At 72.2% G+C, this 19708-nt stretch carries 17 protein-coding genes; 7 read left to right on the top strand and 10 right to left on the bottom strand.

Annotation, left to right across the window (positions count from 1 at the left end):
- Window positions 1-45: 45 nt before the first annotated feature.
- From hflX to miaA, 5 genes are all read right to left on the bottom strand, one after another.
- On the bottom strand, window positions 46-1545 hold the full coding sequence (hflX, locus tag ACFYS8_RS33935; RefSeq protein WP_387648776.1) for a GTPase HflX: 1500 nt from the start codon (window positions 1543-1545) through the stop codon (window positions 46-48).
- Window position 1546: 1 nt separating this feature from the next.
- Window positions 1547-3859: a RelA/SpoT family protein gene (locus tag ACFYS8_RS33930; RefSeq protein ID WP_387648774.1), complete on the bottom strand. Its 2313-nt coding sequence runs from the start codon at window positions 3857-3859 to the stop codon at window positions 1547-1549.
- 176 nt (window positions 3860-4035) lie between these two features.
- Window positions 4036-4914 (bottom strand): diaminopimelate epimerase, encoded by an 879-nt coding sequence (gene dapF, locus ACFYS8_RS33925; protein WP_387648771.1) that lies wholly within the window; start codon window positions 4912-4914, stop codon window positions 4036-4038.
- A 27-nt stretch (window positions 4915-4941) separates the two neighbouring features.
- Window positions 4942-5427, bottom strand: coding sequence for a hypothetical protein (locus tag ACFYS8_RS33920; RefSeq protein ID WP_387648770.1), 486 nt, complete (start codon window positions 5425-5427; stop codon window positions 4942-4944).
- A 253-nt stretch (window positions 5428-5680) separates the two neighbouring features.
- Window positions 5681-6649: a tRNA (adenosine(37)-N6)-dimethylallyltransferase MiaA gene (gene miaA / locus ACFYS8_RS33915; RefSeq protein WP_387648768.1), complete on the bottom strand. Its 969-nt coding sequence runs from the start codon at window positions 6647-6649 to the stop codon at window positions 5681-5683.
- A gap of 107 nt (window positions 6650-6756) precedes the next feature.
- Here miaA and ACFYS8_RS33910 point away from each other — a divergent pair, with 107 nt between their 5' ends.
- Window positions 6757-6978, top strand: coding sequence for an antitoxin (locus tag ACFYS8_RS33910; protein WP_387648766.1), 222 nt, complete (start codon window positions 6757-6759; stop codon window positions 6976-6978).
- Between the two features lie 29 nt (window positions 6979-7007).
- On the opposite strand, the gene ACFYS8_RS33905 is transcribed toward ACFYS8_RS33910, so the two are convergent.
- Window positions 7008-7700, bottom strand: a complete 693-nt coding sequence (locus ACFYS8_RS33905; RefSeq protein ID WP_387648763.1) for a class III extradiol dioxygenase subunit B-like domain-containing protein — start codon at window positions 7698-7700, stop codon at window positions 7008-7010.
- A gap of 173 nt (window positions 7701-7873) precedes the next feature.
- A complete protein-coding gene (gene miaB / locus ACFYS8_RS33900; protein ID WP_387648761.1) occupies window positions 7874-9373 on the bottom strand; it encodes a tRNA (N6-isopentenyl adenosine(37)-C2)-methylthiotransferase MiaB in 1500 nt (499 codons plus the stop codon).
- A 71-nt stretch (window positions 9374-9444) separates the two neighbouring features.
- Between miaB and ACFYS8_RS33895 the strand changes: the two genes are divergently transcribed.
- On the top strand, window positions 9445-10482 hold the full coding sequence (locus ACFYS8_RS33895; protein WP_387648758.1) for a TAXI family TRAP transporter solute-binding subunit: 1038 nt from the start codon (window positions 9445-9447) through the stop codon (window positions 10480-10482).
- A gap of 2 nt (window positions 10483-10484) precedes the next feature.
- On the opposite strand, the gene ACFYS8_RS33890 is transcribed toward ACFYS8_RS33895, so the two are convergent.
- Both ACFYS8_RS33890 and ACFYS8_RS33885 read right to left on the bottom strand, forming a co-directional pair.
- The gene (locus ACFYS8_RS33890) at window positions 10485-11915 is read right to left on the bottom strand and encodes a sensor histidine kinase (protein WP_387648757.1); all 1431 of its coding nucleotides are present in this window, start codon (window positions 11913-11915) and stop codon (window positions 10485-10487) included.
- Between the two features lie 6 nt (window positions 11916-11921).
- Entirely contained in the window at window positions 11922-12659 is a 738-nt protein-coding gene (locus tag ACFYS8_RS33885; protein ID WP_387648754.1) for a response regulator transcription factor, read from the bottom strand.
- A gap of 373 nt (window positions 12660-13032) precedes the next feature.
- Here ACFYS8_RS33885 and ACFYS8_RS33880 point away from each other — a divergent pair, with 373 nt between their 5' ends.
- The 5 genes from ACFYS8_RS33880 to ACFYS8_RS33860 all read left to right on the top strand — a co-directional run bounded on the left by ACFYS8_RS33880 (window position 13033) and on the right by ACFYS8_RS33860 (window position 18152).
- A complete protein-coding gene (locus ACFYS8_RS33880) occupies window positions 13033-13800 on the top strand; it encodes an amino acid ABC transporter ATP-binding protein (RefSeq protein ID WP_387648751.1) in 768 nt (255 codons plus the stop codon).
- A gap of 88 nt (window positions 13801-13888) precedes the next feature.
- Window positions 13889-14806 (top strand): glutamate ABC transporter substrate-binding protein, encoded by a 918-nt coding sequence (locus tag ACFYS8_RS33875; RefSeq protein ID WP_387648748.1) that lies wholly within the window; start codon window positions 13889-13891, stop codon window positions 14804-14806.
- 42 nt (window positions 14807-14848) lie between these two features.
- The gene (locus ACFYS8_RS33870; RefSeq protein WP_387648746.1) at window positions 14849-15499 is read left to right on the top strand and encodes an amino acid ABC transporter permease; all 651 of its coding nucleotides are present in this window, start codon (window positions 14849-14851) and stop codon (window positions 15497-15499) included.
- Window positions 15496-16323, top strand: coding sequence for an amino acid ABC transporter permease (locus tag ACFYS8_RS33865; protein ID WP_387648744.1), 828 nt, complete (start codon window positions 15496-15498; stop codon window positions 16321-16323). The genes ACFYS8_RS33870 and ACFYS8_RS33865 overlap by 4 nt, the downstream gene beginning before the upstream one ends.
- Window positions 16324-16430: 107 nt before the next feature.
- Window positions 16431-18152, top strand: a complete 1722-nt coding sequence (locus ACFYS8_RS33860; RefSeq protein WP_387648742.1) for an FAD-dependent monooxygenase — start codon at window positions 16431-16433, stop codon at window positions 18150-18152.
- A gap of 111 nt (window positions 18153-18263) precedes the next feature.
- On the opposite strand, the gene rny is transcribed toward ACFYS8_RS33860, so the two are convergent.
- Window positions 18264-19667 carry a ribonuclease Y gene (gene rny, locus ACFYS8_RS33855; protein ID WP_387648739.1) on the bottom strand — a complete coding sequence of 468 codons (1404 nt, stop codon included), beginning with the start codon at window positions 19665-19667 and terminating at the stop codon, window positions 18264-18266.
- Window positions 19668-19708: the final 41 nt, after the last annotated feature.

Here is a 19708-nt window from a genome sequence, read left to right as displayed (position 1 = left end):
CGGGCGGCACACCACGAAGGTGTGCCGCCCGTCCGTCCGGATGCCTCAGGCCGTGACGACCGCGTACCGCTCCAGCTCGGCCGCCAGCACCGCCGCCACCTTGGCGTGCAGCAGCGTGCCTTCCGCGGTGTGCTCGGCGCTGATCAGCTCGCCCTCCGCGTGCACCCGCGAGACCAGGTCGCCGCGGGTGTAGGGGACCAGGACCTTGACCTCCACCGCGGGGCGGGGCAGTTCCTCGTCGATCAGGGTGAGGAGCTCCTCGATGCCCAGGCCGCTGCGGGCCGAGACCACGATGGCGTGCGGCTCGCGGCGCAGCAGGCGCTGGAGCACCGCCGGGTCGGCCGCGTCCGCCTTGTTGATCACCACGATCTCGGGCACGTTCTGTGCCTCGACCGAGACGATCACCTCGCGCACGGCGGCGAGCTGCGTCTCCGGCTCCGGGTGGGAGCCGTCCACCACGTGCAGGATGAGGTCGGCGTCGGCGACCTCCTCCATGGTGGAGCGGAACGCCTCGACCAGGTGGTGCGGCAGGTGCCGGACGAAGCCGACGGTGTCGGCCAGCGTGTACAGCCGGCCGCTCGGGGTCTGCGCCCGGCGGACCGTCGGGTCCAGGGTGGCGAACAGCGCGTTCTCCACCAGGACGCCGGCGCCGGTGAGCCGGTTGAGCAGCGAGGACTTGCCGGCGTTGGTGTACCCGGCGATGGCCACCGAGGGCACCTGGTGGCGTCGCCGCTCCTGCCGCTTGGTGTCGCGGCCCTTCTTCATGTCGGCGATCTCCTTGCGGAGCTTCGCCATCTTCTCGCGGATCCGCCGACGGTCGGTCTCGATCTTGGTCTCACCAGGACCACGGGTGGCCATACCGCCGCCCGAGGTACCGGAGCCACCGCCACCCATCTGCCGGGACAGCGACGCACCCCAGCCGCGCAGGCGCGGCAGCATGTACTGCATCTGCGCGAGCGAGACCTGCGCCTTGCCCTCACGGGACTTGGCGTGCTGGGCGAAGATGTCCAGGATCAGGGCGGTGCGGTCGACGACCTTGACCTTCACCACGTCTTCCAGGTGGATCAGCTGACCGGGCGTGAGCTCACCGTCGCAGACCACGGTGTCGGCGCCGGAGGAGGCGACCAGGTCGCGCAGCTCCTTGGCCTTGCCGGAGCCGATGTAGGTGGCCGCGTCGGGCTTGTCACGGCGCTGGATCACACCGTCCAGGACTTCGGAGCCGGCCGTCTCGGCGAGCGCGGCGAGCTCGGCCATCGAGTTCTCCGCCTCCTCGAGCGTGCCGTCCGTCCACACGCCGACGAGCACCACGCGCTCCAGGCGGAGCTGGCGGTACTCGACTTCGGTGACGTCCTGCAGTTCGGTGGAGAGGCCGGCGACACGCCGGAGCGCGGCGCGCTCGGATCGGTCGTACTGCTCTCCGTCGTAGTTGCCGAGGCCCTCGTCGATCGCCGCGAGGTCCTCGTCCATCAGGGCTTCCGCCTTGAGGTCGGCGAGGCGGTTGGCCGACTCGCTCGATCGGGTGCGGCTGTCGAACGTGGAGGTCATTTCATCCTTGGATTGATCGGGTGATGCTCTCGGACAACACGGCGGAACCGCCGTGAATTCCCCACGATGGTCGCACGCCCGCTGTGCCCGAGTCATCCCTTTTACCAGCCGCCACGACGGCCTCCGCCACCGGCCCCGGCACGGCCCGCTCCGCCCCGGCCGCCGGCGCCGGGGCCCGGCCGGGCAGCTCCTCGGGCCCGCCCGGCCGGTACACGTCGTACACGCCCGACACCCGGAAGATCGCCCGCATCACGGCGGGCAGCTTGGCGGCGTCGGCGAGTTCCAGGGTGTAGCTGTGCCGCACCCGCAGCTGGCGGGGCGGCTCGACGTCGGCGGAGAAGATCGACACGCCCTCACCGGAGATCGCGGCGGTCAGGTCGGCCAGCAGCCGGGGCCGGTTCAGCGCCTCGGCGTGCAGGGTGGCCCGGTAGCCCCACTGCGGGGCGCCGCCGGGCAGCCAGCGGACCGGGACCGCCCGGCGTCCGCCGCGCAGCATCCGGGTGCCGGCCGAACAGCCGGTCCGGTGCACCGCGACGACGCCGCCGCTCAGCACGATGCCGGTCACCGCGTCGGGCGGCACGGGCGTGCAGCAGCGCGCCAACCGGACGGCGGCGCCCGGCAGTTCGGGCACATCGGCGGGCGCGCCGGGTGCGGCGGCGGGCGACGCGGGCGGGGCGGCGGCGGGCACCGGGGCGCCGGCCGCGGGCGGCCGTTCGGCGGCGGGCGCGGGCAGCGGCCCGGCCGCCAGCCGGCGCTCGATGGCGAGCCGGGCGGCGGGGGTGCGGACGTACTCCAGCCACTCCCGGTCGGGGCCGCTGTCCTCGCCGGGCGGGGCGGTGAGCAGGCCGAGCACGTCGCCGTCGCGCAGTTCGGTGGAGAGCGCGGTGAGCCGGCCGTTGATCCGGGCGCCGATGCAGCGGTGGCCGGTCTCCTCGCCGATCAGGTAGGCGGCGTCCAGACAGCTGGCGCCGGCGGGCAGGTGCAGGGTGGTGCCGTCCTCGGTGACGGCGGTGATCTCGCGGTCGTCGCGCAGGTCGGCGGTGAGCGCGGACCAGAAGGCGTCCGGGTCGGGGGTGTCCTGCTGCCACTCCAGCAGCCGGGCCAGCCAGCCGGGGCGGGCGGGGTCGGTGCGGTCCTCGGGGTCGTCGGCGGCGCCCTGCCGGTCGGCGGTGCGCGGGTCACCGAGCGCGACCACGCCGGTCTCGGCGACCTCGTGCATCCGCCGGGTGCGCACCAGGACCTCGATCACCTCGCCGCCGGGCAGCGCCACCGCGGTGTGCAGCGACTGGTACAGGTTGAACTTGGGGGCGGCCACGAAGTCCTTGAACTCGCCGGGCAGCGGCGTCCAGCAGGTGTGCAGTTCGCCGAGCACCGCGTAGCAGTCGGCGTTCTCCTCGACCACCACCAGCAGCCGCCCGTAGTCGGCGGGCCGCAGCGCCGCGCCGTCCGGGCCGGCCCCGCGTTTGATCATCACCCGGTGCAGCGAGACCAGGTGCCGGGGGCGGACGGTGACGGCGGAGGAGATCCCGGCCTCGCCGAGCTGGCGGCCGAGTTCGGTGGCGAACGGGGCGAGCACGCCGTCGGCCCAGCCGCCGGCCACCGCGCCGGTGTCCGCGTACTCCTCGGGGTGCAGGGTGGCGAACACGATGTCCTCCAGCTCCGCCTTCACCACCTGGATGCCGAGCCGTTCGGCGAGCGGGATCAGCACGTCCCGGGTGACCTTGGCGATCCGCACCTGGCTGGCCGGCTTCATGTGCCGGATGGTGCGCATGTTGTGCAGCCGGTCGGCGAGTTTGATCACCATCACCCGGACGTCGTCGCCGGTGGCGACCAGCATCTTGCGGAAGGTCTCGGGTTCGGCCGCCGCGCCGAAGTCGACCTTCTCCAGCTTGGTGACGCCGTCCACCAGGTACGCGATCTCCGGCCCGAAGACCTCGGCGACCTGATCGAGCGTCACTTCGGTGTCCTCGACGGTGTCGTGCAGCAGCGAGGCGACCAGCGTGGTGGTGTCCGCTCCGAGCTGGGCGAGGATCATGGTGACGGCGAGCGGGTGGGTGATGTACGGCTCGCCGCTCTTGCGGGTCTGCCCGCGGTGGCTCTCCTCGGCGACCCGGTAGGCCCGGGCCAGCAGCGCCAGATCGGCCTGCGGGTGGTGCACCCGGTGCGCCTGCACGATCGGTTCGATGGCGTCGGGGACGGGCGTCCGCCCGGTGGCGAGCAGCGCCGCCCGGCCGGCCCGGCCGAGCGCCGCACGGCTGAAGCGGCTCGCCTGCTGCTTGGACGGCGAGCCCGCCAACTCGGAGCGGATGGTCATCTGCACCTCCGGCAGCAACACCGGAGCGACGGCCGACCCGGTGGTCCATGCTACCGAGCACAGCACGTTCGGCGAGCCCCCGCTTCGGCTCTGCCACCGGTATCACCCGAACGGGGGGATTAGCCGGATAGCGGCGTGGGAAGCGGGAGCTGACGGTTCGTCCAGCTGACCTGCCGTTACACCAGGACGCCCTCGGCGACGATCACGGCGGGGCCGGTCATCTCGATCCGGCCGTCGGGGAACTCCTCGATCACCAGCCGCCCGCCGGGCAGGTCGACCGTCCAGCTGACGGCCCGTCCGGTGTCCGCCGGGTCCAGTCCCGCGCGGCGGATCGCGGCCACCGCGACGGCGCAGGCGCCCGTCCCGCAGGATCGGGTCTCGCCGGAGCCGCGCTCGTGCACCCGCATCGCCACGTGCCGCTCGCCGCGGTCCACCACGAACTCCACGTTCACGCCCTGGGGGTACACGCCCTGGGGCGCGGTGGCCGGCGCGTCGTACAGGAGCCCGGCGTGCGCGAGGTCCTCGACGAACGCGACGGCGTGCGGATTGCCCATGTTGACGTTCAGCGCGGGCCAGCTGCGGTCGTCGACGGTGACGGTGATGTCGTCGGGGCCGGGCAGCACCGCGCGGCCCATGCCCACGGTGATCTCGCCCGGGGTGCCGTCGGCGGCGTCCTCGGCGATCCGCACCTGCTTCACCCCGGCCCGGGTGGCGACCGCCAGCTCGCCCGGCTTCGCGTGCCCGGCGTGCACCAGGTAGCGGGCGAACACCCGCACCCCGTTGCCGCACATCTCGGCGATCGAGCCGTCCGCGTTGCGGTAGTCCATGAACCACTCGGCCTGCCCGGCCATCCCCGCCGCCACCGGCTCGGCCGCCGAGCGCACCACCCGCAGCACGCCGTCCGCGCCGATCCCGGCCCGCCGGTCGCACAGGGCGGCGACGGTGGCCTCCGACAGCTCCAGCTCACCGTCCGGGTCGGGGACGATCACGAAGTCGTTCTGGGTGCCGTGCCCCTTGAGGAAGGCCGTTCCGCTGATTCCGCTGTGCTCGCTCACACCGCCGATGGTAACGGCCGCGAAGTGCTAACCGCGCAGGTGGACGACCCGCCAGACGGCCAGCGCCAGGGCGACGGCCACCAGCAGGGTGTAGACCACGATGGCCTTCCAGCCGGCCCGCTCCGAGGAGCCCCGGCGCGGCACGCCCGGCCACTTGTAACCGGCCCGGCGGGCGGCCATCGCACCCCAGCCGACCGAGGCGGCGGTGATCAGCAGGCCGAGCATCCCGATCATCGCGGTCGCGCCCTCGCTGCCGAAGGCCAGCGGGAAGGCGAACATCAGCGAGCCGAACATCACCGTTCCGGCGATCGGCAGGATCTGCCACCAGCGCAGCCGGCGGCGCGGCCGGATGTCCCGCACGTGCACCACGCCCGGCGCGGTGGCGAGGTCGTCGATCGCGGGAAGCGCCACCGCGTACGAGGTGGTCGGGACGGCCAGTTCGGGCAGCGTCTCGGAACCGTCGGACACGTCGCCCAGCAGCTCATCGGTTTCGGGGCCGGTACCCGTTGACACGCGGCCTCCCCTGACGGCTCGACGCGAACTCCGGAGCTCGCGGGCGGTGAGGCCGGCCCGCGTGCCGGGCCTCGGTGCTACCGATGATGGCACGCGGCAAGACCCGGACAGGGCGTCCCACGGGGTGATCGGGTGATCCGATGCCAGGACGTGATCCGGCCGTGACCGCCGGTACCTCCTGCACCTGCGTCTGCCGGTGCAACTGCCCGGGCGACTGGCCTGATCACGCCCCTGGGCAGCCGAAATCCGCCGGTCAGCCGGTGTCGCCGGGGCGTTCCGGGCGATCAATCAGTTCCATTGCGCGGCCCAGGAGTTCGACCGGATCGGCGCCCTCCGGACGGTCCAGCCAGTGGATCCGGTCGTCCCGCCGGAACCACGACTCCTGCCGCCTGGCGAACCGCCGGGTGGCCCGCACCGTCTCCGCCCGCGCCTCGTCCTCGGTGCACTCGCCGGCGAAGAACGCCAGCACCTGCTGGTAGCCCAGCGCCCGGCTCGCGGTCAGCCCCTCGCGCAGCCCGACCCGCTCCAGCGCCCGCACCTCGTCCAGCAGGCCGGCCTCCCACATCCGGTCGACCCGCAGCTCGATCCGCCGGTCCAGCTCCGGCCGCGGCACCTGCACACCGATCTGCACCGCCTCGTACACCGCGCGCTGCGTCGGCAGGTTCGCGGTGAACGGCTGCCCGGTGATCTCGATGACCTCCAGCGCCCGGACGATCCGCCGCCCGTTGCTGGTCAGGATCGCCTCCGCGGCCGCCGGGTCCAGCTCGGCCAGCCGCCGGTGCAGCACGCCCGGCCCGACCCGCTCCAGCTCCTCCTCCAGCCGGGCCCGCACCTCGGGGTCCGTACCGGGGAACTCCATCACGTCGATCGCCGCCCGCACGTACAGGCCCGAACCGCCCACCAGCACCGGCACCCGGCCGGCCGCCAGCAGCCGGTCCATCTCGGCCCGGGCGAGACGCTGGTACTCGGCCACCGAGGCGGTCTCGGTGACCTCCCAGATGTCCATCAGATGGTGCGGAACACCGCCGCGCTCGTCCTCGGGCAGCTTGGCGGTGCCGATGTCCATGCCCTTGTACAACTGCATCGAGTCGGTGTTCACCACCTCCCCGCCGAGCTCACGGGCGATCGCCACCGCCAGATCGGACTTGCCGGCCGCCGTCGAACCGACCACCGACACCACCCGGCGCGGACGTACAGAAGAAGAAGAGGAGGAACCGCTCACCCCACCAGTCTCGCAAAACCCGGGCACCTCTCGTGTCGCGACCTCGTTGGCCGGGGAAGATCAGCTATGCCTGGTACCGATCTGACACGAAAAGCGAGGAACGCCCCATGGGTCTGATGGACAACCTCAAGGGCAAGGCCGAGGAACTCAAGGACAAGGCCAGTGAGCTGGCCGGAAAGCACGGCGACAAGATCGACAACATGGTGGACAAGGCCGGCGAGACCATCGACAAGGCCACCAAGCACAAGTACAGCGAAAAGATCGAGAAGAGCACCTCGGCCGCCAAGCACGCCCGCGACGACTTCGCGGCGAAGCCCAAGGACGACTGAAACCTCGCGCCCCGGTGGCCTGCTGGCGATCAGCGCCAGGAGGCCACCAGGTAGCCGACACCGTACGGAGCGTCCTCGTACCGCAGCTCGCCGCCGAGCGAGGCACCCTCCGCCGCGCCCGCCAGCACCTGCCAGGGCGCCCGGCCCTCCGCGAGCAGCTCCGCCGAGAGGTCCGCGTCCAGCGCGGCCAGCGCCGTCACGTCCGCCGCGGCCAGCGCCGCCGCCACCGCCCCGTCGTAGCCCTCGGCCCGCTCGTCCAGATACCCCGGAGCCTTCACCGAACGCCGGGCACTGCCGTCACCCAGCACCAACAGACCCACCCGATCAGCGAGTTCGGCCAGCCCCCGGCCCAGCCCCAACAACCGCTCGGCAGCCGTGTCCGGCCGCACCGCGACGGCATGCGTCGGCACCTGGACGCCCGCCTCCTCCAGCAGCCACGCCCCCACCGTCAACGCCGGCGAAAGCTCCGGGCCGTCCACCCCGCCCAGCGGCAGCTTCACGGCCTTCGGCACCCCGTACCGACGGAACGACCCCGCCCCGCCCTCGGTCCACACCCCGGCCTTGTCGCCCGTCCCCACCACGACGACCAGCTCGACATCCGCGAGCCCCCGCACCGCGTCCAGGCACGCCCCCCGCAACGCCTCCGTCTCCCCCGCGGCCCCCACCGCGACCTCGGGCACGAGCAACGGCGGACACGGGCACACGGCGGCGGCAACAAGCATGCCGATCACTCTACGCGGTGCGAAAACAGGGGCGCGGGGATACTTGCGCGAGCTGGCGGGTGACCATTCAGGGGCGCGGGGAACTGCGCGCCAAGCGCACACCACGTCCGCAAGGTCGCGATCACGTGCAGGTCATTGCCCTGCGTCGCGACCTTGCGGTGGGGTTCCTTCCGCTACGCGCAGTTCCCCGCGCCCCCGGTTTCGCACCCACCAGCCGCAGGCACGGGAGCCGGAACGCCGATCGACGGCAGGCCCAGCATCACGCCGGCCGCCTTCGCAGGCGCAGCCTGTCGCTTCTCCCACGCGTCCCCCGCCCGGGTGCGGCGCACGCCGAGCGCGGGGCCCTCCGCGAGGAGGTGGTGCGGGGCGGCGTAGGTGATCTCGACGGTCACCACGTCGCCGGGGCGCACGCCCCCCTCGGGGCGGGTGAAGTGCACGAGCCGGTTGTCGGGCGCGCGGCCGGAGAGGCGGTCCGTCCGGTCGTCCTTCTTGCCTTCGCCCTCGGCGACCAGGATCTCCAGCTTGCGGCCGACCTGCTTCTTGTTCTCCTCCCAGGAGATCTCCTCCTGGAGGGCGATCAGCCGGTCGTAGCGCTCCTGCACCACGGCCTTGGGGATCTGGTTCTCCATCTCGGCGGCCGGCGTCCCCGGGCGCTTGGAGTACTGGAAGGTGAACGCGTTGGCGAACCGGGCCTCCCGGACGACGTGCAGGGTCTGCTCGAAGTCCTCGTCGGTCTCGCCGGGGAAGCCCACGATGATGTCGGTGGAGATGGCGGCGTCCGGCATCGCGGCGCGCACCTTCTCGATGATGCCGAGGAAGCGTTCCTGCCGGTAGGAGCGTCGCATCGCGCGCAGCACGGTGTCGGAGCCGGACTGGAGCGGCATGTGCAGCTGGTGCATCACGTTCGGCGTCTCGGCCATCGCGGCGATCACGTCGTCGGTGAAGTCCTTCGGGTGCGGCGAGGTGAAGCGGACCCGCTCCAGGCCGTCGATCTCCCCGCACGCCCGCAGCAGCTTGGAGAACGCCTGCCGGTCGCCGAGGTCGGAGCCGTAGGCGTTGACGTTCTGGCCGAGCAGGGTGACCTCGACGACGCCCTCGGCGACCAGCGCCTCGACCTCGGCGAGGATGTCGCCGGGCCGGCGGTCCTCCTCCTTGCCGCGCAGGGCGGGGACGATGCAGAAGGTGCAGGTGTTGTTGCAGCCGACCGAGATGGCGACCCAGGCCGCGTACGCGGACTCGCGCCGGGTGGGCAGGGTGGAGGGGAAGGTCTCCAGCGAGTCGAGGATCTCGACCTGCGCGGTCCGCTCGATCGCGGCGCGTTCGAGCAGGGCGGGCAGGTGGCCGATGTTGTGGGTGCCGAAGACCACGTCGACCCAGGGGGCCTTGCGGACGATGGTCTCGCGGTCCTTCTGGGCGAGGCAGCCGCCGACGGCGATCTGCATGCCGCGGTTGGCCTGCTTGGCGGGGGCGAGCCGACCGAGGTTGCCGTACAGCTTGTTGTCGGCGTTCTCGCGGACCGCGCAGGTGTTGAAGACCACCAGGTCGGGTTCGCCGTCGTCGGCGGCCTTGGCGTACCCGGCCTCCTCCAGCAGCCCGGACAGGCGCTCGGAGTCGTGGACGTTCATCTGGCAGCCGTACGTGACGACCTTGTAAGTTCGCAAGCTCTCCTCCATACCCACAGAGCAAGGGTACGGGCAGCGGAAGGGGCCTCCCGCCGGGCGGTCTCGGCTGGCAGTATCCCTGCATGGCTGCTTCGACCGATCCGCCCAGAACCACCGGTGCCGTGCTGCGTTCCGCGGTGCGCAGTCCGCTGGTGCGCGTGCTGGCGGTGTTGCTGCTGGTGGTGGCCGGTGCGAGTGGGTGGTGGGTGTCCTCGGCGCGGACGGGGTCGGGGCCGCGTGGGGAGGCGGCGTTCGCGACCGGGGTTCCGCGCGGGGTGTACGACCGGTACGGGGTGCTGCTGAAGGACTCGATGCGGTCGGCGATGCCGGGGGTGAAGGTCCGGCTGGACAACTCCGAGGGCTCGTTGGACAACCTGAAGCGGTTGGTGTCGGGCCAGGACGACTTCGCGATCGCCACGGCGGACGCGGTGGCCAGCTTCCTGAAGGACCAGGACCGGCCGAAGCCGGACCTGCGGGCGATCGCCCGGCTGTACGACGACTACATGCAGCTGGTGGTGCCGGCGGATTCGCCGGTGAAGACGGTGTCGGACCTGCGCGGCCTGCGGGTGGGGGTGGGCCAGGACGGGTCGGGCGTGAACCTGGTGACCAAGCGGCTGCTGGAGGCGGCGCACCTGAACCCGGGCACGGACATCCAGCCGAAGAAGCTGGGGGTGGGCGACGCGGCGGACGCGTTGCAGGCGAAGCAGCTGGACGCGTTCTTCTGGTCGGGCGGCCTACCGACGGCGGCGCTGACCGACCTCTCGGAGCACACCCCGATCCGGATCGTGCCGCTGGGCGAACTGTCGGATCCGCTGCACAAGTTGGAGGGCGGCGGGATGGACGCGTACCGGGCGGCGACCATCCCCGCGGACGCCTACCCGCTGGCGGGGCCACCGCACACGCCGGTGCCGACGGTGGCGGTGCCGAACCTGCTGGTGACCCGGGCGAGCATGGACCCGGCACTGGTGGAGGCGCTGACCCGGGTGGTGATCGACAGCCGGGACCGGATCGGCGGCGAGGTGCACGCGGCGCAGCTGGTGGACCTCCGCACCGCGGTGTACACCGATCCGCTGCCGCTGCACGAGGGCGCGAAGCGCTACTACCAGTCGGTCAAACCCTGACGTCAGTTCCACTTCCGGCGCGGCACGGTGAGCAGCACGCTCAGCCCGTTCGGTTCGGCGGTCGCGAAGCCGAGGCTGCCGCCGCCGGCCAGCAGCAGGGTGCGGGCGATGGAGAGGCCGAGGCCGGAGCCGTCGACGTTCTGGTGCCGGGAGGAGCGCCAGAACCGGTCGCCGATCCGGGCGAGTTCCTCCTCGGTGAGGCCGGGTCCGGCGTCGGTGACGGTGGCGGTGACCTCGTCCTTGGTGATGGTCAGGCCGACCCGGACGGTGCTGCCGACGGGGGAGAACTTGAGCGCGTTGTCGAGGACGGCGTCCAGCGCGCTGCCGAAGCCGATCGGGTCGGCCCAGGCGTGCGCCATCGGCGGTCCCTGCCACTGGAGCCGGACCTGGCGCCGGTCGGCGAGCGGCTGCCAGGCGTCGGTCCGGGTGCAGACCAGTTCGGCCAGGTCGACGGGTTCGGGTTCGGGCCGGGAGCCTTCGGCGGTGGCGAGTCCGAGCAGGTCGTCGAGGACTCGGGCGAGCCGGGCGCCCTCCTCGCGGACGGCGGCGAGTTCCTCCTCGCTGCCTTCGGGGAGGTCGAGTCCGATTAGTTCGACCCGGAGCATCAGTGCGGCCAGCGGGTTGCGCAGCTGGTGGGAGGCGTCGGCGACGAAGGCCCGCTGCTGGTCGATGGCGAGCACCACGTGGTCGGCCATGTCGTTGAACGAGCGGGCCAGGCGGCGCAGTTCGGGAGGTCCGCCGCTGGGGGCGACCCGGGCGCCGAGCCGTCCGGTGGCGATGTCGTGGGTGGCCCGGTCGAGGGTACGGACGGGGCGCAGCACCCAGCCGGTGAGGCGCATGGCGAGCAGGATGGCGACGATCATGGCGAGCGCCTCGCCGCCGGCCAGCACCAGCCAGCGGTGCAGGATCCGGGCGCGCAGCGGGCCGGTGGGCGATTCGGTGAGCACCACGGCGACCACGTCGCCGTCGCGGACCACGGGCAGTGCGACGGTGAGGGTGCGGTCGGTGGTCCACGGCCACACCTGGGGCGGGTTGTGGCTGCGCCGGCCGGCCAGTGCCTCCCGGTAGGCCTGGGCGCCGGGGCCTTCCTCGGGGGCGTGCCAGTCGCCGGGGGCGACGGCGACGGCGCTGCCGTCGCGCTGGAAGACGCCGATCCGGGCGCCGTACAGCTCGCGGTAGCGGGCGGCTTCGGTGGTCAGGGCGTGCCGCCGGCCGTCGTCGCCGGGGACGGGCTGCGGGTCGCCCTTGACGGCGCTGGTGCTGGCGCCGCCCTGGGTGGGCAGGTCCTGGGCGAACCGGGCGGCGTCGTCGATCCGGTCGACGACGACCTTGGACTGCTCGGACGAGGCGATCAAGTAGGCCAGCGGCACTCCGAGGGCGGCCAGCACGCAGGCCATCAGGGCGATCAGGATGCCGAGCAGGCGGTTGCGCACGGGTGGTCAGCGCTCCGCGGTGTCGCCGGCGGGCCCGGCCGGGCCCTCGGGGTCGTCGGGGATGAGCCGGTAGCCGACGCCGCGGACGGCCTCGACCAGGCCGGGCAGGCCGAGTTTGGTGCGCAGTGAGCCGATGTGGACTTCCAGGGTGCGGCCGTTGCCCTCCCAGCCGGAGCGCCAGACCTCGCTGAAGATCTGCTCGCGGCGGTAGACCACGCCGGGGCTCTGGGCGAGCAGCGCCAGCAGGTCGAACTCCTTGCGGGTGAGCGGCACGTCGCGTCCGTTGACGCTGACCCGGCGGCGTTCGCGGTCGATCTCGACGCCGCGGGAGGCCAGCGGGCCGTCGAACTCGGGGCCGCTCTCCTCGGCGCCCTTGGGGGTGCCGCGGCGGGCCACCGCGTGGATGCGGGCGAGCAGTTCGCCCATGTCGTACGGCTTGACCACGTAGTCGTCGGCGCCGAGGTTGAGTCCGTGGATGCGGGAGCGGATGTCGGCGCGGGCGGTCACCATGATGACCGGGACGCCGCTGCCGGCCCGGATCCGGCTGCACACCTCGAAGCCGTCGCGGTCGGGCAGTCCGAGGTCGAGCAGCACCACCCGGTAGGGCTCGCTGCCGTCCGGGACGAGCGCGTCCAGCGCTTCGTGGCCGCTGCGGGCGTGCCGGACCTGGAAGCCGTGCCGGCCCAGCACCGCGACCAGAGCGGCGGCGACGCGGTCGTCGTCCTCGACCAGGAGCAGGCGCATCGGGCTCCTTCCTGCGGTGTTCGCCGGTGTGCGTGCGGGCCGCCGTCGGCAGTCGGGCGGCATGGCTCGGTCCGATGTGGAACCGGGCCATCCTGGCATCCACTCCCATCCGGCGTCACCAGGTCAACCGCATCGGCCGGTCCGTTACAGCTCCGGTATTCGACGTGCGGTGACTACCTGGCGTAGCCGAACCGTGATCCTCAAGTTCAGCTCAGATCGGCTGACTGGACGTCGTGTACCTGCCTAAAGTCGCCCCGTTCGGGGGGCCGAGAGCTCCGCCGGCTCCGGCCCCCCAGACATCAGACGGACCATCACCGGCTCTGCGGACCAAGCGAGTTGGCCCCGGGTTCGGAGGACGAGGGAGCGGACGGCGATGACCGAGAACAGTGTCGAGCTGCGCGAAACCGCGCCGTTGGTGGCCCTGCGCGGGGTGAACAAGCACTACGGCGCCCTGCACGTGCTGCAGGACATCGACCTGGAGATCGCCCAGGGTGAGGTCGTGGTGCTGATCGGCCCGTCCGGCTCCGGCAAGTCGACGCTGTGCCGCACCATCAACCGGCTGGAGACCATCGACTCCGGGACGATCGAGGTCGACGGCAAGCCGCTGCCGGCCGAGGGCCGCGAACTGGCCCGGCTGCGTGCCCAGGTGGGCATGGTGTTCCAGTCCTTCAACCTGTTCTCGCACAAGACCGTGCTGGAGAACGTGGTGCTCGCCCAGGTGAAGGTGGGCAAGGTCGCCAAGGCCGAGGCCGAGAAGACGGCCCGCGAGCTGCTGGAGCGGGTGGGCGTCGGCGCCCAGGCCGACAAGTACCCGTCGCAGCTGTCCGGCGGCCAGCAGCAGCGCGTGGCGATCGCCCGCGCGCTGGCGATGAACCCGAAGGTGATGCTCTTCGACGAGCCGACCTCCGCCCTCGACCCGGAGATGGTCAACGAGGTGCTCGAGGTGATGCGTTCGCTCGCCGCGCGGGGCATGACCATGGTCGTGGTCACCCACGAGATGGGCTTCGCCCGCTCCGCGGCCAACCGCGTGCTGTTCATGGCGGACGGCCGGATCGTCGAGGAGAACACCCCCGACGCCTTCTTCACCGCGCCGCGCTCCGACCGTGCCAAGGATTTCCTGTCCAAGATCCTGCAGCACTGAGTCCCGCAGTCGATCAAGCGTCAGTAATCGTCAGTTCGCAGTGGCCCGGAGCCTGCCGTGGCCCCCACCCGAGGAGAAGAACGACCGCATGAAGGCCCGTCGCACTGTTGCCGCCGCCCTGTCCGTTCTCGCCCTGACGGCAGTCGCCGCCTGCGGCAAGGACGGCTCCCCGAGCGAGACCGCCGCCCCCAACGGCTCGGCCGCCCCGCAGCTGCCGACCTACACCGTCAAGACCGACGCCAAGCTGGACGGTTCGCCGGCGTGGACCGAGGCCAAGAAGCGCGGCAAGCTGAAGATCGGCGCCAAGGCCGACCAGCCGTTCCTCGGCTTCGAGGACGTCCAGACCACCAAGCGCAGCGGCTTCGACATCGAGATCGCCAAGATGATCGCCGCCGACCTCGGCTTCTCGGCCGACCAGATCGAGTTCTCCACCATCGCCTCCGCCAACCGTGAGACCGCGATCACCGGCGGCCAGGTCGACTACTACGTCGGCACCTACTCGATCACCCAGACCCGCAAGGACAAGGGTGTCGCGTTCGGCGGCCCGTACTACATCGCCGGACAGTCGCTGCTGGTGAACAAGGACAACACCGAGATCACCGGCGCCGAGTCCACCAAGGGCAAGTCGGTCTGCACCGCCACCGGTTCGACCTCGATCACCAACATCCAGAAGTACGAGGCCAAGGTCGTCCAGTTCGACAACTACTCGCTCTGCGTGGAGAAGCTGCTGACCAAGGAGGTCGACGCGGTCACCACCGACGACTCGATCCTCAAGGGCTACGCCGCGAAGAACCAGGGCAAGCTCAAGGTCGTCGGCACCCCCTTCTCCGAGGAGCGCTACGGCGTCGGCCTGAACAAGGGCGACGCGGTGCTGCAGAAGGCGATCAACGACGCCCTGAAGGCGCACGAGGACAACGGCGACTGGAAGAAGGCGTACGACGCCACCCTCGGCCTGTCCGGCTCCGCCGCGCCGAGCATCCCGGCCCTGGACCCGATCGCCGGCTGACGTCCGGTCAGATCCAACTACTGAGAAAGGAGGGCCGCCGGCATGGGATTGATCTTCGAGAACGGAAACTTCTCGGCATTCGCCGAGGGTTTCCTGCGGACGATCGAACTGAGCGCGCTCAGCGCCCTCTTCGCCCTGATCCTGGGCGTCGTGCTGGCGGCCTTCCGGGTCTCGCCCGTCCCGGTGCTCCGAATATTCGGCACCGCCTGGGTGACGATCTTCCGCAACACCCCGCTGACCCTGCTGTTCTTCGCGGTGACCTTCGTACTGCCGCCGCTGGACGTGCACTTCAGCAGCTTCACGCTCGCGGTGATCGCGCTCAGCGCCTACACCGGCAGCTTCGTCTGCGAGGTACTGCGGGCCGGCATCAACACCGTGCCGATCGGCCAGGCCGAGGCGGCCCGCTCGCTCGGCATGGGCTTCGGCCAGACCCTCCGGCTGGTGGTGCTGCCGCAGGCGGCCCGCTCGGTGATCGCCCCGATGGGTTCGGTGTTCATCGCCCTGCCCCGCAACTCGGCCATCGCCGGCGCCTTCAACGTGCCTGAGCTGTTCAGCTTCCAGAAGGTCCTGTCCGAGGAGGCATACGACATCTTCGCCATCTTCTTCTGGATCGCGCTCGCCTACCTGGCGATCAGCTTCAGCATCAACGCCGTGTTCTCCACCCTGGAGCGTCGTGTGGCGGTGGCCCGATGAGCACCCGCGCCGCCTCCGTCCTGTACGACGTCCCCGGCCCCCGGGCCCGGGTCCGCAACCTGATCCTCGGTCTGCTCGGCCTGGCCGGCATCGCCGGCCTGATCTGGTACGTCGTCGTCCGTCTCTCCGACGCCGGGCAGTTCGACGCCATGCTCTGGTCGCCGTTCGAGTACACGGCCGTCCAGCAGCGCATCCTCGACGGCGCGCTGTCCACCCTGGAGGCCTTCGGCCTGGCCGCGGTCGGCTCGCTGGTCCTCGGCTCGCTGCTCGCCGCCGGCCGGCTCTCCGACCACTTCCCGGTGCGCGTCGCCAGCAATGTGGTGGTCCAGTTCTTCCGGGCCATGCCGCTGGTCATCATGATCTTCGCGCTGTACCGCGCGGCGTTCGGCGCCCAGCCGATGTGGGCGCTGGTGATCGGTCTGACCCTCTACAACGGGGCCGTGCAGGCGGAGATCATCCGCTCCGGCATCAACGCCGTCCCCCGCGGCCAGGCCGAGGCGGCCTACGCCCTGGGCCTGCGCAAGACCCAGGTGATGGGCATCGTGCTGGTGCCGCAGGCCGTCCGCTCGATGCTCCCGGCGATCATCGGTCAGCTGGTGGTCACCCTCAAGGACACCTCGCTCGGCTACATCATCACCTACCCCGAGCTGCTGTGGCAGATGAAGCTCATCGCCTCCAACTCGGACGGCTACCCGTACATCCCGGTGGTCCTGATCGGCACCCCGATCTACATCGCGATGTGCCTCGCCCTCACCGCCCTCGCCCGGTGGATCGAGTCCCGCGGCCGCCGCGGCGCGAGCCGCCGCAGCACAACCGCTGCTTGACGGACACCCAGGTGATCTGTTGCATTGCTCTTCGTGACACCACCTGGGACCTCCCACCCGGCAGCTGACGAAACGGCCGCCGGCACCGCCGGCCAGAAGGCCCCGACATGGATCCAGTGATCATCGTCGGGGCCGGGCCGGTCGGTCTCGCCCTCGCCCTCGCCCTGGCCCGCAGCGAAGTTCCCAGCGTGGTCCTCGACGAGGGCACCGGCGTCTGCCCCGAGAGCCCCCGCACCGTCGTCCTCGGCTCCGACACCGCCGCCTTCCTCGCCCGCATCGGCTACACCCGGGTCGGCTCCGACGCCGCCCGCTGGGACGCCTTCACCGTCTGGCGCCGCCGCGCCGAGGTACTGCGGCTGCCGCTGGACGACGAGCCGGTCCTGCACCTCGCCCAGCACCGCCTCCAGCGCGGCCTGCGCGACGCCGCCACCGCCACCCCGCTGATCCGCCTCCTCCCGCGGCACCGGGTGGTCGAACTCGCCCAGGACCGCGACGGCGTGACGGTCCGCACCACCTCCGCCGACGGCGAGACCAGCTGGCGCGGCAGCCACCTGGTCGGCTGCGACGGTGCCCGCTCCACCGTCCGCAAACTCCTCAAGGTCCGCTTCCCCGGCCGTCCCGCCGTCGACCGGCACGCCGTCGCCACCGTCCGCGTCGACCTGCCCTTCCCCGGCGAGGCCCGGCTGCACCGCGAACCCCCGTGGCGCGGCGACCGCGAAGCCTCCGCCCGCCCGCTGCCCGACGGCGTGTGGCGACTCGACTGGCGGCTGCCCCCCGGCCGGCCCCAGCCCACCGAACCCGTCGACCCGCACGCCACCTGGCCGGGCATCGTCACCGGCGACACCCTGCTCACCCGGGTCACCTCCGCGCTCACCGGCTGGTGCGGCGAACTCCCCCCGCACCAACTGCTCGCCGCCGCCGACCACACCTACCAGCAGCGCCTGGCCGGCCGCTTCCGCACCGGCCGCTGCTTCCTGGCCGGCGACGCCGCCCACCTGCACGGCGCGCTCGGCATGCAGAACCTCGCCGACGGCCTGCGCGACGCCGACAACCTCGCCTGGCGGCTCGCCCTCGCCTGGCACCTGCCGCCCGGCGGCTCCCCCGCCGACAGCGCCCTGCTCGACGGCTACGAGACCGAACGCCGCGGCGCGGTCGGCGCCCGCCTGCGCGCCGTCGACCAGACCATGCCGCTGCTCCGCCCGCTGCGCGGCTGGGCCCAGACCCGGCGCGCGCTGATCTCCGGCTCCTTCCGCAAGAACGCTCCGCTGCTCGCCGACGGCCAGCTCGGCACCGGCCGCTTCGGCGGCGCCCCCGCCTACCCGGCGACACCCTCCGGCGTCGCCGTCCGCCTCCCCGAGCAGCGTGGCACCGGCCGCGGCACCTCACTCACCGAACAGCTCGCCCCGACCGCCCCCGGCGTCCAGGTTCCCGACCTGCCCGTGGTCACCGCCGACGGCACCGCCGACACCCTCCGGGCCCGCCTCGGCACCGCGTTCCTGCTCCTCCTGGTCGCCCCCGGCACCACCGTGTGGTCCGCCGAGCACTGGCTCGGCACCGGCCTGATGCCCCGCCTCACCGAACTGGCCGACGCCCTGCCCGTCCCCACCGAGGTCCTGGTCACCGACGCCTACCCGGGCGCCACCCCCCACACCGTCCTCCTCATCCGCCCCGACGGCCACCTCCTCGGCACCACCCCCGGCCTCCACCCCGAAACCCTCCACACCCTCACCGCGCCCTTCCAGGGCGAGCACCACCAGGGCGAGCACCACCAGGGAGGGCACCACCAGGGGCGCGGGGAACTGCGCGAAGCGGAAGACGCTCAACCGTGAGATCGCGCCGCGGACCATGACTTGCACGTGCTCGCGACCTGGCGGACGGGCTTGCGCTTGTCGCGCCGTTCCCCGCGCCCCGGTTCCGCGCCCACCCGCGCCCTGCCCTCGCTAGCGCGCCACCTCTGTCGCACGACTTTCTCGCACCACCGTGATCCGAATCTGCCCCGGGTACGTCAGTTCCTCCCGCACCTGCCGAGCCACGTCCCGCGCGATCTCCTGAGCGCGCACGTCGTCCACCTTCTCCGGCTGCACCATCACCCGGACTTCCCGCCCGGCCTGCATCGCGTAGACCTTGGTGACGCCGTCGTGCGCCCGGGCGATCTCCTCCAGCCGCTCCAGCCGCCGGACGTACGCCTCCACGGACTCCTTCCGCGCGCCGGGACGCCCGGCCGAGCAGGCGTCCGCGGCCTGGGTGAGCACCGCCTCGACGGTTTTCGCCTCGACCTCGCCGTGGTGGGCCGCTATCGCGTGGACGACCTCCGCCGACTCCCCATGCCGCCGGGCGAATTCCGCGCCGATCAGGGCGTGACTGCCGGCCACCTCGTGGCTGAGTGCCTTGCCGATGTCGTGCAGCAGCGCCGCCCGCCGTACGGGCTCGGGGTCGACGCCGAGTTCGGCGGCCATCATCCCGGCCAGGTGCGCGGACTCCACCAGGTGCCCGAGCACGTTCTGCCCGTAGGAGGTGCGGTACCGCAACGTCCCGAGGGTGCGCACCAGTTCGGGCGCCATCTCGCCGACGGTGCCGATACCGACGGTGAGCAGCGCGTCCTCCCCGGCCCGGATGCACAGCCGTTCGACCTCGCTGCGGCTGCGCTCGTGCGTCTCCTCGATCCGCGCGGGGTGGATCCGCCCGTCGGTGAGCAGCGACTCCAGGGTGAGCCGGGCGCTCTCCCGCCGGACGGGGTCGAAGCAGGAGAGCTGGACCAGCCCGGGGGTGTCGTCGACGATCAGGTTGACGCCGGTGACGGCTTCGAAGGCCCGGATGTTGCGGCCTTCCCGGCCGATCACCCGGCCCTTCATGTCCTCGCTGGGCAGCCGGAGCGTGGTGACCACGGTCTCGGCGGTGTGTTCGGCGGCCAGCCGCTGGACGGACGAGGCGATGATCTCGCGGGCGCGGCCCTCGCCCTCGACGACGGCCTGCCGTTCGATCTCCCGGACGGTCAGCGCGGCTTCCCGGCGGGCCTCGGCCTCGGCGCCGCGGACCACTTCGTCACGGGCCTGGGCGGACGTCAGCCCCGCGGTGCGTTCCAGCAGCAGCCGGCTTTCGGTGTCCCGTTCGGCGAGTTCGCCGCGCACGCGCTCGGACTCGGTGGCGCGGGTGGCGAGTTCGTCCTCGTGCTGGTGCAGGCGGTGGAGTTCGGCGGTCAACCGCTCCTCGCGGCGGTCGAGTTCGGCGCGGCGCTGCCGGAGCATCCGGAAGCCGACGGCCAGCACCAGGCCGAGCGCGACGATCAGTAGGCCCGCAACCAGCAGCAGAGAGGACCCGCTTCCGGTGTTCTGAGCGATCCCCATCCGGCCACTCCCCGTCCTGCGCGCGGCCGCTGAGATGACCT

Origin of the sequence: Kitasatospora sp. NPDC004615, from assembly GCF_042873545.1 — a bacterium.
Taxonomy (GTDB): Bacteria; Actinomycetota; Actinomycetes; order Streptomycetales; family Streptomycetaceae; genus Kitasatospora.
The sequence above is the reverse complement of the archived record's forward strand: the minus strand, read 5'-3'. Positions and strand labels throughout refer to the sequence as shown.

What these genes read in the sequence shown, in the direction of transcription:
- hflX (WP_387648776.1), bottom strand. Translation starts at nt 1,545, where the DNA reads ATGACCTCCACGTTCGACAGCCGCACCCGATCGAGCGAGTCGGCCAAC.
- ACFYS8_RS33930 (WP_387648774.1), bottom strand. Translation starts at nt 3,859, where the DNA reads ATGACCATCCGCTCCGAGTTGGCGGGCTCGCCGTCCAAGCAGCAGGCG.
- ACFYS8_RS33910 (WP_387648766.1), top strand. Translation starts at nt 6,757, where the DNA reads ATGGGTCTGATGGACAACCTCAAGGGCAAGGCCGAGGAACTCAAGGAC.
- ACFYS8_RS33905 (WP_387648763.1), bottom strand. Translation starts at nt 7,700, where the DNA reads ATGCTTGTTGCCGCCGCCGTGTGCCCGTGTCCGCCGTTGCTCGTGCCC.
- miaB (WP_387648761.1), bottom strand. Translation starts at nt 9,373, where the DNA reads ATGGAGGAGAGCTTGCGAACTTACAAGGTCGTCACGTACGGCTGCCAG.
- ACFYS8_RS33895 (WP_387648758.1), top strand. Translation starts at nt 9,445, where the DNA reads ATGGCTGCTTCGACCGATCCGCCCAGAACCACCGGTGCCGTGCTGCGT.
- ACFYS8_RS33885 (WP_387648754.1), bottom strand. Translation starts at nt 12,659, where the DNA reads ATGCGCCTGCTCCTGGTCGAGGACGACGACCGCGTCGCCGCCGCTCTG.
- ACFYS8_RS33880 (WP_387648751.1), top strand. Translation starts at nt 13,033, where the DNA reads ATGACCGAGAACAGTGTCGAGCTGCGCGAAACCGCGCCGTTGGTGGCC.
- ACFYS8_RS33875 (WP_387648748.1), top strand. Translation starts at nt 13,889, where the DNA reads ATGAAGGCCCGTCGCACTGTTGCCGCCGCCCTGTCCGTTCTCGCCCTG.
- ACFYS8_RS33870 (WP_387648746.1), top strand. Translation starts at nt 14,849, where the DNA reads ATGGGATTGATCTTCGAGAACGGAAACTTCTCGGCATTCGCCGAGGGT.
- ACFYS8_RS33865 (WP_387648744.1), top strand. Translation starts at nt 15,496, where the DNA reads ATGAGCACCCGCGCCGCCTCCGTCCTGTACGACGTCCCCGGCCCCCGG.
- ACFYS8_RS33860 (WP_387648742.1), top strand. Translation starts at nt 16,431, where the DNA reads ATGGATCCAGTGATCATCGTCGGGGCCGGGCCGGTCGGTCTCGCCCTC.
- rny (WP_387648739.1), bottom strand. Translation starts at nt 19,667, where the DNA reads ATGGGGATCGCTCAGAACACCGGAAGCGGGTCCTCTCTGCTGCTGGTT.